Source organism: Bradyrhizobium sp. Ken64, from assembly GCF_055807555.1.
The window spans coordinates 1-311 of record NZ_JBVVPA010000097.1; the positions used below are offsets into that span (position 1 = coordinate 1).

The following is a 311-nucleotide window of genomic DNA, read 5'->3' on the forward strand; positions in this document are numbered from 1 at the left end:
CACGGCGTCGGGGGCCATGCAGAGGCATATTCGAGGAATTTCGGCCCTCATGCCGATAGCTTCTGGTTCGTTGCCATCGACATGCTGGGACACGGCTGGACCGACAAGCCCGCGATCGACTACCAGGTCAGGGACTACGCCGACCACGTGCTCGCGGTCCTGAAGGCCCTCGGCAGAGACAAGGCGATGATAAGCGGGGAATCGCTGGGCGGCTGGGTCGCGACCTATCTCGCGGTACATCGTCCCGCCGTGGTGGAGAAACTGGTCCTCAACACCGCCGGCGGTTGGACCGCGCACCCGCAGGTGATGGA

The 311-nt window shown here is 64.3% G+C and carries 1 protein-coding gene; it reads left to right on the forward strand.

Annotated features, from left to right (window positions below):
* A partial coding sequence (locus AC0L2F_RS35805) for an alpha/beta fold hydrolase (protein WP_473251534.1) occupies positions 1-311 on the forward strand: 311 nt, incomplete at both ends.